Annotated in this window: 10 protein-coding genes; 4 read left to right on the top strand and 6 right to left on the bottom strand. The window is 52.2% G+C overall.

The annotated features are described in order from the left end of the window. Window positions 1-141 precede the first annotated feature (141 nt). Entirely contained in the window at window positions 142-1,374 is a 1,233-nt protein-coding gene (locus BQ5591_RS19120; protein ID WP_022162800.1) for a Cof-type HAD-IIB family hydrolase, read from the top strand. A gap of 511 nt (window positions 1,375-1,885) precedes the next feature. Here BQ5591_RS19120 and BQ5591_RS19115 read toward each other — a convergent pair. The 5 genes from BQ5591_RS19115 to BQ5591_RS19095 form a co-directional block, all read right to left on the bottom strand. Further along, window positions 1,886-4,171 (bottom strand): hypothetical protein, encoded by a 2,286-nt coding sequence (locus BQ5591_RS19115; RefSeq protein ID WP_071150542.1) that lies wholly within the window; start codon window positions 4,169-4,171, stop codon window positions 1,886-1,888. A 196-nt stretch (window positions 4,172-4,367) separates the two neighbouring features. Beyond that, the gene (locus BQ5591_RS19110) at window positions 4,368-5,264 is read right to left on the bottom strand and encodes a hypothetical protein (RefSeq protein WP_071150541.1); all 897 of its coding nucleotides are present in this window, start codon (window positions 5,262-5,264) and stop codon (window positions 4,368-4,370) included. 78 nt (window positions 5,265-5,342) lie between these two features. After that, entirely contained in the window at window positions 5,343-7,049 is a 1,707-nt protein-coding gene (locus BQ5591_RS19105; protein WP_071150540.1) for a hypothetical protein, read from the bottom strand. 9 nt (window positions 7,050-7,058) lie between these two features. After that, entirely contained in the window at window positions 7,059-7,562 is a 504-nt protein-coding gene (locus tag BQ5591_RS19100) for a hypothetical protein (protein WP_071150539.1), read from the bottom strand. A 65-nt stretch (window positions 7,563-7,627) separates the two neighbouring features. Next, window positions 7,628-9,490, bottom strand: a complete 1,863-nt coding sequence (locus BQ5591_RS19095; RefSeq protein WP_071150538.1) for a hypothetical protein — start codon at window positions 9,488-9,490, stop codon at window positions 7,628-7,630. 536 nt (window positions 9,491-10,026) lie between these two features. Here BQ5591_RS19095 and BQ5591_RS19090 point away from each other — a divergent pair. The 3 genes from BQ5591_RS19090 to glmM all read left to right on the top strand — a co-directional run bounded on the left by BQ5591_RS19090 (window position 10,027) and on the right by glmM (window position 13,222). Further along, a complete protein-coding gene (locus BQ5591_RS19090; RefSeq protein ID WP_071150537.1) occupies window positions 10,027-11,058 on the top strand; it encodes a DHH family phosphoesterase in 1,032 nt (343 codons plus the stop codon). A gap of 138 nt (window positions 11,059-11,196) precedes the next feature. Beyond that, window positions 11,197-11,796, top strand: a complete 600-nt coding sequence (locus BQ5591_RS19085; RefSeq protein WP_071150536.1) for a BamK family beta-barrel-assembly machinery protein — start codon at window positions 11,197-11,199, stop codon at window positions 11,794-11,796. Between the two features lie 37 nt (window positions 11,797-11,833). Then, a complete protein-coding gene (gene glmM / locus BQ5591_RS19080) occupies window positions 11,834-13,222 on the top strand; it encodes a phosphoglucosamine mutase (RefSeq protein WP_022163767.1) in 1,389 nt (462 codons plus the stop codon). A gap of 292 nt (window positions 13,223-13,514) precedes the next feature. On the opposite strand, the gene BQ5591_RS19075 is transcribed toward glmM, so the two are convergent. Then, window positions 13,515-14,012 (bottom strand): NUDIX hydrolase, encoded by a 498-nt coding sequence (locus BQ5591_RS19075; protein WP_071150535.1) that lies wholly within the window; start codon window positions 14,010-14,012, stop codon window positions 13,515-13,517.

Here is a 14,012-nt window from a genome sequence, read left to right as displayed (position 1 = left end):
TGTCTCCTCGTTAACTTGTCCCTCGTCAACTTGCCAACTCGTCCCCTCGTCCCTCCTTAAAAAGCGTAAAGAAAATTGTTTATCTCGTTCAAATCCTTAACTTTGTGTCCCAATAGAGGAAACCATTAAATCTTTATTGCCATGAAGTACAAGCTATTGGTTCTTGATGTAGACGGTACGCTGCTGAACGACGCAAAGGAGATTACGAAGCGTACCTTGTCGGCCCTGCTGAAGATACAGCAGATGGGCGTGCGTGTGGTGTTGGCATCGGGTCGTCCGTCGTACGGCTTGATGAAAGTGGCCAAAACCCTGGAACTGGGCAATTACGGTGGATTTATCCTGTCGTACAACGGTTGCCAGATTATCAATGCACAGAACGGAGAGATACTTTTCGAACGCCGGATCAATCCCGAAATGTTGCCTTACTTGGAGAAGAAAGCCCGGAAGAACGGCTTTGCCCTGTTTACTTATCACGATAACCTGATTCTGACCAACAACTCGGACGACGAACATGTGCTGGACGAAGCCGAACTGAACGACCTGGTCGTGATAGAGGAGGAAGAGTTCTCGACCGCCATCGACTTTGCCCCGTGCAAGTGCATGCTGGTGAGCGACGACGAAGCGGCACTGGTAGCCCTTGAAGAGCACTGGAAGAAACGTCTGAGTGGTGTGCTCGACGTATTCCGCTCCGAACCCTTCTTCCTGGAGGTAGTGCCCTGCTCGGTTGATAAAGCCAATACGCTGGGTGCCCTGCTCGAACATCTGGGCGTGAAGCGCGAGGAAGTAATGGCCATTGGCGACGGTACGTGCGATGTAGCCATGCTTCAGCTGGCCGGCATGGGCGTAGCCATGGGGCAGGCACCCGACTCGGTGAAGGCTTGTGCCGACTACATCACCGCCTCGAACGAGGAAGACGGTGTAGCAGCAGCCGTCGAGAAAATGATACTGGCCGAAGTGCGCATCGGCGATGTTCCCCTTGACCAGCTGAACGCTCAGGCACGCCACGCCCTGATGGGTAATCTGGGAATACAGTACACCTACGCCGATCAGGATCGTGTGGAGGCTACTATGCCGGTGGACCATCGTACGCGGCAGCCTTTCGGCATTCTGCACGGAGGGGCCACACTGGCACTGGCCGAGACGGTGGCCGGACTGGGTTCGATGATTCTTTGCCAACCCGACGAGATGGTCGTGGGGATGCAGGTGAGCGGCAATCACATTTCGTCGGCACTCGAAGGCGATACGGTGCGGGCCGTGGGTACCATCGTCCATAAGGGACGCTCGTCGCATGTCTGGAACGTGGACGTCTTTACCTCGACCAACAAGCTTGTCTCTACCGTCCGTGTGGTGAACAGCGTGATGAAGAAGCGTTGAAAGCCTAAGCCTCCTCCACGGTCTCCGGGCCGTTCCGGTAGTTCCCACGCTTTCGGGGGAACTATGAAGGAGGGGGTATGCTATGCTTTTGTTTTGTTTTGTTTTCTTTTCTTTTCTTTTATTTGTGTACCGCGGGCAGGTTCAACCTGCCTTTTTGCCCTTAAATGTTGCAGAAAAGGGATTATTGACGACATATTGCGTAATATTTGCGGGCTGTTGCGGTGCACAGACTGTGCAAGCATGACGTGCGAACTGCACTTGCATGGCTGGTGAACAACACTTGTACCGCTCACGAGCCACACTTGCGTGGCTCGCGAGAGACACTTGTGTGGCTTGCGAACCACACTTGCGTGGCTCACGAACCATACGTGCATAGTTCGTCCTGTCCCTTCCGGCTGCAAATATAGAATGGCTTCGGGAAATATAAAAACGAAACGGAGAGTAGCGTTCAACAAATCGTCGTGTTGAACGCAACTCTCCGTCTTTTCTATCTCAGAATCAGAATGATCCCTTACTCTTCACCGTAGATGTACTCCACGGGCGACTTTTTGAAGCGCAGAATACGGGTATCGTGCACTCCGGCACCGTTTTGCGTCAGGTACAGGCCGGCCATGCTGCCGTTGAAATACCATCCGCTGCCTGTGGGCGAATATACGGTAAACAGTATGTTGTTGTAGTGGCCGTGGTAGATGCCCGATGTATTCCATTGGGCAGACGGGCCATACCACACAACAGGCTCGTATTGCGTGAAGTCGGGACTCTTCATGGCGATGTAGATGAGGTCGTTCAGAGCCAGTTCGTCGATGACGAGATCGTTCCGCCGGCGCTGTTCGCGCTGTATCTTGCTGTGCCCTTCCCAGGGATTCTTCAGGATATGGGTTCCGTTCCACATCACCCATACGTGGTCGGTGGCATCGAATACGCGGTTGAACTCTTCCATGCTGGGTACCTCGTAGCCGTCGGGGGCAAGGGTGGTGGGCTCCAGCTTGTTCATGTGTGTATTGCCCGCTGTGGTGAATCCGTCAAGCACGGCGACGCCGTCTTGTACTATTACTTGCATGCCCTGTGTGCGTCCTCCCTGATAAGCCCAGCCCCAAAGGTCGTAGAACTCGTCGATGGTGCAGTCGCGCAGGTAGTTGAATACCGTGGTTCCGGCTTTTACGGCAGGGTCGTTGGACGAAAGAATCTGGTCGTCGAACGATTTTGAGTTGCCGCGGGCATTGTACTTGCACCACCATACGCCGTGCAGCCAGGTGACAGGTAGTCCGTAATTGCGGCGCGATACGGTATATGCCTCGCGTGCCGAACCATCGGCTTTGTTGCGGATGACGATTCGTGCTTCCTGTACCCGTCCGTTGGCAGTAGGATCGTTGGGCTTCCAGCCGGCCAGTACACGATAGACGTTGTTGCCTTCCTCTTGTGGAGCGATTTTCATCCACGGATCTTCACCTTCGTTGAACTCGGCAAAGATTTCTTTTTCTTCGGGCAGGGTGATTGTTGCCAGTTCGTTGTCGATGTAATGATCGAAACGGTGGGCATAATTTTGCAAATCAAAATCCAGCAATCCTTCCATTTGCGTCGGATTGGCTTGCAACACCAAGCGAATGTGGTCTTCGGGATAGGAGTTGTCCAGTCCTTTGCGGTGGAACTGCAGGCTGGCTTCATTGCTGGCATGGCCCGGCGGATAGAGCAATTTGCGTATCCGAAACAGGTTCTTACCTTCGATTCCGCGTGTCTGTGTCACGGGCTCTACGGTCAGCGGATAGCCTTCGAGGGGGAGCATCTCCAGTTCGTCATCACAGTCTACGGCCAGCAGCACTTCGGTGGCGTTGTGCGGGAAAATGAGAGTACTTCCTCCGTCGGCCACCTGTACGTCGTCGGGCAGTTGCGAGGCAGACCGGTCCACGGTGAGCCGGCTGTCCAGACTGGGGATGAGCTCGGTATCTTCGCCTTTGGCCCATTCCTCAACCACGAGGTGTGCTCCACTCAGGTCCTTGCGTAGGGTTATGGTGTAGATTGTGTTGCGTTTCAGTACTTCGGGTAAGGGCTGTTCCATTTCGTAGGTAGTTCCGTCCATCTCGGCTTTAACGTAGACTTTCAGGTCGGGATTGGCCTGCTCGTACAGATACATGATGGCTGCCGAGTCCTGTTTCAGTCCTTGGTCGAAGGTCAGCAGGATGTCTTCTTTTTCGGCTCCCTGCGGTGTCTGTACGTCGGTTTGCGGAAGGACAAATGTCTGTTTCGCCGCACTCCTTACTCCGAACTGGTGTACGCTGAAACTGCCTGCTACGCGGGCGCGGAAGTCGAGTCGAGCCGTTCCGTGCTTCAGTGTCAGGGGAATGGTACTGACGGCTTGTCCGTTTAGTCCGATCTGTCCGGTCAGGAAGGGCTGTACGTGTCCGTTTGCGACCGTAAGGGTTTGTTGGCAGAAGTCCGCTTCGGTCAGCACACCGGTTTCGGGCACTAGACCAGTTTCCGCATTGGCCAGCACGTACAGCGTACCGTCTCGACGTTGCAGGTCGAGGTTGTAGCTGTTCTCGCTTTCGGCTGTCAGTTGGGGATGGTATTCGGTCAACACCCCATTTTCGAAGAGATAGGCATCCATGCGTTCGATGCGGTTCTCGCCGGATACGGGTTGTGCCTGTCCTTCGGCGCTGAAATGGCTGAGGCTAACCCGAAGCAAGGTATGGCTGTTGTCGGCGAAGTATTCGTTGGTATGCTCGTCCGAACAGGCATTCAGCATCAGCAGGGTTGCCAGCAGGGCAGTTGTCCGTGTAATGTATCTTTGGATGTTCATAAGTTTTAAGCTTTTAAGTTCCCGAGTTTTTAAGTTTCTAAGTTTCTGCTTTCTTAAGTTTTAAGGTTCCTGACTATTTTGAATTTTTGGGTTCCTTCAGTTTTGAGTTTGTAGAGTTCCCTCTCTGTAGAAAAGTAGGAACCCCGCAAACTCAAAAACTCAGGAACTTAAAAACTCAAAAACTTACAACTGGCATTTAGCGTCGCCGTCTGTAAGGAGTCAGGTCGGTGTTGGTACCTTCTTCCCATTCGTCGTACGATACGTTCAGCTTGATATCGAGGCGATCCTGACGTACGGTAATGGTGTAGACGGTATTTCTCTTCAGCGGACCGTCGAAGGCTTTGGTCAACGTCTTCTCTTCACCGCCGATAACGGCTGTCGCGCTGATTTCTATGCTCTGGTTCTCCTGTTCGTATACATAGAGCATCCCCGATTTGCCGTCGGTGATAGGTTGCTGGAATACCACGGTTGTATCCTTGCGGTTGGCGTTGGACGGCGACTGGATACCTTCTTGCGGGAACAGGTAAGCCGAATTGGCCAGATTGCGTACAGTGACGTTCTTTACCGATACTTCCTCGATCGATTCTACGGCCAGGTCGAAACGTGCCATTCCGCGCTTCAGCGATACCGAAGCAGTGCTTGTCTGGCTTCCGGTGCTTTCCAAAGCCAGCATTCCGGTGAAGAAGTGTTCTGTTTTAGCAGGCATGTTGATGATACTTTGTTTCCAGTTCGTTTCATCCAGTTCTGTCCCTTCCAGACCTTCGGTGGGGATGGTTCCGCCCGTATAAGCCAACAGGTAAAGATTACCCGAACGACTGTCTATTTGCAGGTTATAGTTCTCGGATTCAGGAGCTCCCAGTTCGTAGATCTTTGTCATTTTCCCATCTCTGAACAGGAAAGCTTTAACGTCGGTTATGTCATTTTCGCCATCAGCAGCCTGAATCAGACTTTCGTAGGCGGCCAGTCGGGCATTGATGATTGTAGTACCCGGGTTGCCGGACGGCAGATTTTCTTCTGCATCGTTCGTACAAGACGTCATCACAAATGTGGTGCATACTGCAAAGGTCATAGCCTTCATAAACTTCAATTCCATAATCGTTTGTTTAGTTTTGGTTAATAATAAAAAATGTAAACTACATGTTGTCAGCTATCGGCTGAAACAGTGATTGTATTAGTTGTATATGTATTCTACCGGACTTTTGATACAGCGTACTGCACGGGTCTTGGTAGAGTTTTGTGCTGTAAATTTGAACCAGTTCTGCCCCGGACGGCTGGCTTGTGCATAGCCTTCCATGTACCAGCTGCTCGATGTGTTTCCGGTAATGGCCATTATGATGGACATTTGTGCGATGTTTCCGGCAGTGTTGTTCCATTGATGTCCCAGTCCGTACAGTGTCCAGTGATTGCCTTCGTACTCGAAGTCGTAAAAGGCTATCGTACCGTAGGATTGGTCCAGAAATCGGGCTTCACGTTCTACAATGTTCACGGTAATGGTTTGTCCCTGGCTGTTCTGGTGGGTTCGGGTACCTACACCTCCGATATTGCAGTTGGTGCTCCACACGAAGAAAGCATAATCGTCGTATGTTGGCAACTGATAGCCATCGGGTGCCATTTGCGTGGCAGGTATTTGCCCCCAGTTTTGTGCGGAGCCTTTCATCCCTTCGTGGTAGAATGCAGTTCCGTTGTGGCTCAGTGGCAGTTCGTCAGGATTGCCACCCTGATACTGTCCGCCCATTAGAACCAACAGCTCGTCGTCGCTGCAGGTGGTCAGGCGTTCCAGTACGCCGGTTCCTGCTGCCAGGTCATCGGCTATGCTGATCTGGTCGCTGAAACTCTTGACGTTACCCCGCAGATTGTATTTACACCACCAGGTTCCGTCGATGTTGACAACGGGAAGTCCCCAGTTTCTGCGCCGTATAGGATAAGCTTCGCGGTTGCTTCCGTCGCTGTCGGTGATGACCAGGCGGGCTTCCTGCATGCGTCCGTCGGCTTCGGGATCGTTGGGTTTCCATCCGCCCAGTATGCGATAACTGCCGGCATCCTCGGCCAGTTTTATCCACGGTGTCTGCCCGTTTTCCGTTTCTACTGTAGCTATTTTACCAGCGGGCAGAGTGAGACGTCCCAGTTCTCCTTCTATGTATCGGCCGAAGTCGCATATACCGTCTTCATCGAGGATAATGCTGCCTTCGAGCTGGATAGGACTGGGCAAGAAAGCAAGCACGATGCGCCCTTTGTGGATCTGCTCTTTGTATACATCGGCATAGATGTATTCGCGTATGGTACCGGGCAGACGGTGAACATTGCTCACTGTAAGGCGTGCTACCGGTTCAAGGCTACGGTTAGCTGTAGCCTGTACGCTGACTCCGGTGATGCGTCCGTCGACTGTGACTGTTGCTCCCGGTTCGGCATCGAGAACGAGGTTAAAATTGTTCTCGGTATAGGGGATGAAGACACTGTCGCAGGTGCTGTTTACCTTTACGTTGGCCGGCAAGGCAGAGGCTTCGACATTAACCCTTGCTTTGATTTGGGTTTCAGAACCGGAGGTATCGCCTTGTTCCCAGTCGCCGTTGCTGATGTTCATCATTACGTCACCTCCGCGTCCGTACACATGGATGGTGTAGACCGTGTTGCGTCGGATGGTGGTGGGTAGGGTAGCCTTCAACTTGTGCAGCGCATTTCGGAAACGCACCAGTACTTCGGCCTGTATGTCTGTGTCCTGTTGCTCGCAGATGTAAAAGATTGTTTCGCGCGCATTGGACAGGGGAGTGTTATACTGCTTGTCGAAGCGGGTGGTCGCTGCATCCTGAGGATGGGTGGCGGTTGCCTGCGGGTTAAGGTAACCTTCGTCGGCCAGGCCGTCGATACTGACTTGCAGCACTTCTACACCCTAGTCGGTCGATTCGAGGTCGATGCGGGCAACGCTGCGTGTCATGGCAACGGTCAGTTCCGACGCTGACTGACTGTCCAGTTCCTCCCGACCGCTCATCAACAGTCCGTGTTCCGTCATATCGCTGGTCGAAGCCGAGAGGGCCAGAAAGTCGTCGAGGGTAGTCGCGCCGGGCACCAGTGCTTCCAAGGCTGTTACTTGCGAGGCATTGGCCAGGAAGTAAAGGGTTCCGCGGTTGTCGGCCAGATTCAGATAGCAGCGGCCGTCATCGCCGGGCACCAGCGGACCGTAAGTTTCCTGCAACTGTCCATCGTCGAAACGGAAAGCTTTTACGTCGTTCATCCGTTTGTCGTCGGTGGTAGCGGCAGTGCCTTGCAGCCCGGCAGGTTGCAGAATCACAGATAACTGTCCTGCGGCGGGTGTATCGGAAAATTCGGTTTCGGCAGTGCATCCGGCTCCCAGTAGGGACGCAAAGAGGCAGCAAGCAATAAAATTGTATTTCATTGTTCGTTGTTTTAAGTTTTAATAAGTACGTGTGCACGGCTATGGTGCGGTGTAGGCCTTTGCCATCAGGGATACAGGGTCGGGTTGTTCCGGCTGTTGAGGTACGACGGTGAGTCGATGGGGAACTGATGCAGATTGTTGACGTAGAAGTTGTTCATCAGCTTCTGTGCCCAAGGACCGTAGGTGAAAGCACTGCTGTGGTTGTATCCCATCACGTGACCCAACTCGTGGAACATGATTTCGCAGGCGTAGGTGTTATTGTAGTGTGTAAGCCAGGCGTTTTGATAGGCTCCGAATATAATGCCTCCACCCAGTCCGATAACACCGTTACCCGAGTATACCAGTCCTACTTGCAGGGTACGTTCTCTACGCATCTGCGAGAGTACTTGATCGGCTGTCACCTTGTCGTCTACACCACCGTTGCCATATAGAATGTCTTCGTTGGCTCTGAGGATTTCTTCGTGTTCGTCCATGTCGATCATGTAAGTGAAGTTGATAAACATGGCCACTACCTCGCGGCAATGTACGGGACGTATACCCATCCAGTTGCCTACCGGGCCTCCGTTTGGCAGGTCGGGGTCGCCTCCGTAAAGGCTGAAGTAGATGTCCCAACCGTGTACGATGGATTTTATCTTGGCCCAGTACGGGTCGTCGGACTCTATCTTGTATTGGGCTCCGGCGAGCTGTGCAGGTGTCAGATTGCCGATTTCGATCAGCTTGCCCGACTCGGTGCGGTACATGCCGTTACGGCTGCTGAAGGCGACTTCGTGAAAGAAGTCGGCAAAAGCCGGTATGGAGTCGAAGTAGGCCAAATCGAAATACTCGTTGCTGACGGACGGAATTTGTGCCTTGATGAGCACCCGTTTCAGGTCGCGAGGCGAATAGAAGCGGGCATGAAGCTGACCGGCATCGTTCACCTTGATTTGCAGCGGGTGTGCGGTGTTGAACCTCCGTTGTGACGGGTCGGCATAGATGGTTTTGGACTCTCCGTCTTGCAGTATCTTGGCATGATTACCTTCGTTGTAAGCCTGTCGGGTGACGTACATGGTGCCCTGATAGTCGTCGGGATGCTCCATCCGTGCGTGTACCTGTTCGATACGGTTAGGGCTTATGGCGTCTACACCGAACAGGTAGCTGCATTGGCGCTCACCGCCCCGATAGTGGGTGGTAGTGAGGCTGATTTCGGCATTAATCTGCGCACCTGCGGTGGTAGGCATAAACCAGTAGGTGTTCTGGTCGTCCAGCTCAATGGGATCGGTCTGCCCGTTGCTTTGTCCGGCATATCCTCCGTCGCCGGTGAAGGCTGTGTAGAAGGTACCGGTGTGAAACGACAGTGTCTTCTGCGTTGTGGCAGTACGCACGTCGTCGTTGTTGTAGAGCAGGCCGAGGTCGAGGCGCCCCATGATGCGCTTCTGCACGATTTCGGCGGGCAGATGCACGATGTATTCGTGACCTCCGGCAACGGCCTCGCGGCTGACGCTGAAAGGGGTCTTCGAATAGAAATATTCGGCTTCGAGAGGTTTCTGCAGGTCGGACGGGAAGCTGATCCATTGGTCGGTTTTCTGCTTCAAGGGGTGAATGGTGGCCCCGTCGTCGAGCAGATTGCCTTTGATGGCAAGAATCAGCAGTTCGTATTCGCCTTCCTTCAGGCCTTCGATTTTGATTTCCTGGTTTTGGTGGTTGTAGATGCCCTTCAGGCCGCTGGCTATGGCGCCGTCTTCATCGACTACGTAGAATTCTACCCGGTCGTAAGGAGCATCGGTTTCGGTAGTTTGGCGGGTGTGGGCATCGTCGTTCTCGTAGCGGTCGCTCCGTAGTCTGACGGTAGGTGTGTCCGCCGCCGTCTGTAAGGAGTCTGCCCATTCATCCTGTTGGCAGGAGATAAAGGCCAGACTGCATAAAAATGTTATCCAAACAATCTTTTTCATCCTGTCTCTGTAAGTTGTGGTTCTCTCTAATACCTGTTATACGTTTGTTATCCTGAATCTCTTTTACCTGTTGTTCTTTTTTCGGCTTCGGCCATGAAAAAAGCGCGATGTGTCTCGCCGGTTGGGGTGAAGGCATATTGCGCTTTTGTATACTATAAACGTCGTTTGAGTCGAATTGTTCATTGCACATTTGCGGCTTCGGCGTTTTCTATGTGTCCGACCGGAGCTTTCCGGCGGGTTTTCATTGTCATTAAACGGAAATGGTAGAGAATTGTTTGGGGAAGCTGTGATATTTAACTTTTCTAAACAAATTCATTGTTTTCGTCTTTCTTGGGTTTAGGCCTTTCTGCCGGGGCGTTTGAGCGACGCAAGTGTGGCTCGTGAGCCGTGCAAGTGTCTCTCGCGAGCCGTACAAGTGTTTCTCACGAGCCATGCAAGTGTTGCTCGCGGGCGGGTTGGGAAATATTTCGTCCGGCGTGCCTGTCCTTCCAAACTTTATTTGTACTTTTGCCGCTTCGAAGTAAAACGAAAAGAACATGTTGACGAAAGTTATTGAACAAGCCAATATCGACCATTTTGCCAAATGGCTGGACCGTGCGGACAAGATGGTGATTGTGTCGCACGTGGGTCCCGACGGCGATGCCATCGGCTCTTCGCTGGGATTGTGGCACTTCCTGAACTCGCAGGATAAGACTGCTAACGTGATTGTACCGAACGCTTTCCCCGACTTCCTGAAGTGGATGCCGGGCAGTAAGGACATTCTGTTGTACGACCGCTATAAGGAGTTTGCCGACAAGCTGATAGCCGAAGCCGACGTTATTTGTTGCCTCGACTTCAATGCCACCAGCCGTATCGACGCCATGAAGGAAGCTGTGTTGGCCTCGCCGGCACGCAAAATCTTGATTGACCACCACCTGCATCCCGAGGATTTCTGTAAGATTACCATTTCGCATCCGCAGATTTCGTCGACGTCGGAGCTGGTGTTCCGTATGATTTGCCGCATGGGCTACTTCAGCGATATCACGCGCGAGTGTGCCGAATGCATCTACACCGGTATGATGACCGATACGGGCGGGTTCACGTATAACTCGAACAACCGCGAAATCTATTTCATCATCAGCGAACTCCTCACCAAAGGTATCGACAAGGACGAGATCTACCGCAAGGTGTTCAATACTTATTCCGAAAGCCGTTTGCGTCTGATGGGGTATGTCCTGACGCAGATGAAGGTCTATCATGAACACCGTGCTGCCCTCATCACACTGACCAAGAAAGAACAGAGCCAGTTCAGCTACATCCGTGGCGACAGCGAAGGATTTGTCAACATTCCGCTCAGCATCAAGAACGTTGTCTTCTCCTGTTTCCTGCGCGAGGACACCGAACGGCCTATGATTAAGGTATCGCTGCGCTCGGTCGGCACCTTCCCCTGCAACCAGCTGGCAGCCGAGTTTTTCGGAGGTGGCGGACACCTGAACGCTTCGGGAGGCGAATTTTACGGAACGATGGAAGAAGCGAAAAAAGTGTTCGAACAGGCGTTGGAAAAATACAAGCCCCTGTTGCTGAAGTAGACCGTTACGGTGCCGTATGCAGCCGTGCACAACGCCTTGCATACGTGACGAAAGGTTAAAAGATACGAACTTTCTGTCCGTAGCTTTCAATATTCGGGGAAATCAGATACTTTTGTACAGAATTACTAATTGACAGAAATGAAGAAACTTACCTTATTTTTATTTACCCTGTTCGCACTGAGCCTGGCTTTTCAGGCCTGCGACAATACAAAGACTTATGCTGAGATGCGCGAAGAAGAAGATGCCGCCATTGCCGACTTCATCACCGAACATGGCATCAAAGTCATCTCGCAAAGCGAATTCTATGCACAAGATTCGATGACGGCCGAGAACGAATACGTACAGCTGGCCAGTGGAGTCTACATGAACATCGTAGACAAAGGCTCCGAAAATCCTGCCGATACGGTGAAGCCGAACGACATTGTTCTGGTACGCTTCATGGAGTACAGCCTGCTCGACAAGGACACAACTTTGTCCAACATCAATGCAGTCGATGTAGACGAGTTCCTCTATCAGGTTACCTCTTCTTCCATCACCGGCATCTTTACGAACTCCAACGGTTACATGTGGTCGTATTACGGTACTTCAGCAGTGCCAGCCGGCTGGCTTGTTCCCCTGTCCTATGTACGCGACCGTGCTCACGTGCGTTTGATTGTACCTTCGAAGATGGGACATCAGACAGCCATGCAGTACGTCTACCCTTACTATTATGACATACGTAAATATCAGATATATTGATACTTCATTTCTAACCAAATAATTTAAATTATTATCTATGACACTGATTAAATCTATTTCCGGCATCCGCGGAACCATCGGCGGCAGTGCAGGCGAGGGACTCAATCCACTCGACATTGTGAAATTCACTTCAGCGTACGCCACTCTTATCCGTAAGACGTGTACCGTTAAAAGCAACAAAATTGTAGTAGGCCGCGACGCCCGCCTTTCCGGCGAGATGGTAAAGAACGTTGTGGTAGGTACCCTGATGGGTATGGGATGGGACGTGGTCGATATCGACCTGGCTTCTACACCGACTACCGAACTGGCAGTTACGATGGAAGGTGCCAGCGGTGGTATCATTCTTACCGCTTCACACAATCCCCGTCAGTGGAATGCCCTGAAACTGTTGAACGAGAAGGGTGAATTCCTGAACAAGGAAGAAGGCAACGAGGTGCTCCGCATAGCCGAGGCCGAGGCTTTCGAATACGCCGAAGTTGACAAACTTGGAACTTACCGCAAAGACCTGACTTATAACCAGAAGCATATTGATAGCGTGCTGGCTCTCGACTTGGTGGACGTAGAAGCTATCCGCAAGGCCGACTTTCACGTAGCCATCGACTGCGTGAACTCCGTGGGCGGTATCATCCTGCCTCAGTTGTTCGAAGCACTGGGCGTGAAGCACGTTGAAAAACTCTATTGCGAGCCTACAGGCGACTTCCAGCACAACCCCGAACCGCTGGAGAAGAACTTGGGCGACATCATGAACCTGATGAAAGCCGGCAAGAACGATGTAGCTTTCGTAGTAGACCCCGACGTAGACCGTCTGGCCATCATCTGCGAAGACGGACGCATGTACGGCGAAGAATATACACTGGTCAGCGTAGCCGACTACATCCTGAAGCATACACCGGGTAGCACCGTGTCGAACCTCAGCTCGACTCGTGCCCTGCGCGACGTGACTCGTAGCTACGGACAGGAATACTACGCATCGGCCGTAGGTGAAGTAAACGTAACCACGAAGATGAAAGAAGTAGGTGCCGTTATCGGCGGCGAAGGCAACGGTGGTGTCATCTATCCGGCCAGCCACTACGGACGCGACGCTTTGGTAGGTATTGCCCTCTTCCTGAGTCATCTGGCACACGAAGGCAAGAAGGTGAGCGAACTGCGTGCTACTTATCCTGCTTACTTCATGGCTAAGAACCGTGTAGACCTGACTCCCGAAACCGATGTAGACGCCATCCTGGCTAAGGTGAAGGAAATCTACAAGAACGAGGAAATCAACGACATCGACGGTGTGAAGATTGACTTCCCCGAGAAGTGGGTACACCTGCGTAAGAGTAATACCGAACCGATTATCCGTGTATACAGCGAGGCTCACACACAGGAGGAAGCTGAAGAAATCGGTCAGCAGATTATGAAGGTAATCGAAGAACTGGCGAAATAAATAGAAAAGACTAATAATGAAGAATGAAGAACTGCCTGCCTTGTGCAGGACGGTTCTTCATTCTTTTTTTTATGCTCTGGTATGTTCGGTTTGCATGAGGGTGTCAAAAACAAAAGTATCTGAAACTCTCCTCCTTCTGGAAGGAGGAGTACCCGAAGGGGGAGGTGGTAGGAAAAATAAATATTGATACACAGAGTGTCGTAAAACCTACCACCCCGCCCGTTGGGCACCCCTCCTTCCAGAAGGAGGGGAGTCAGATACCATAACTAAGTTTTGACACACCTTCACTGTTTTAAATGATTTTCTCTATCTCTCCCTCGAAGTTGGGCGTAAAGACTCCTTTTCCCAGATTGGCACGTATTTCTTCGATGGGCCAGAAGCGTCCGCCGTCCAGCTCGTCGCTGGGGGTGACGGGGCCGTCGTAAACTGTTTTATAGGTGAAGACCAGTTCGCGTTCGCGGGCTGATTCGAAGACGTAGTGTGTCACCTGCTGGGGCGTAAACTCGGTGATACCCAGTTCTTCGCGTACTTCACGACGGAGGGCTTGTTCTACACTTTCGCCCAAATCCACATGCCCGCCTACAGCCGTGTCCCACTTGCCCGGCTGGATATCCTTCCACTCAGGACGCTTTTGCAGATAGAGTTCGCCACGCGAGTTGAATACGTGCAAGTGTACGACGGGGTGCAGCAGCTTGCTGCCGTTATGGCACTCGCCGCGTGTGGCGGCACCGATGATATTCCCTTCTTCATCGACGAGGGGAAACATTTCTTGGTTGTTGTCTTGATTCAT

Source organism: Bacteroides ndongoniae, from assembly GCF_900108345.1.
In the GTDB taxonomy this organism is placed as follows: domain Bacteria; phylum Bacteroidota; class Bacteroidia; order Bacteroidales; family Bacteroidaceae; genus Bacteroides; species Bacteroides ndongoniae.
Note: the sequence above shows the minus strand (reverse complement) of the source record. Positions and strands in the feature narration are given on the sequence as shown.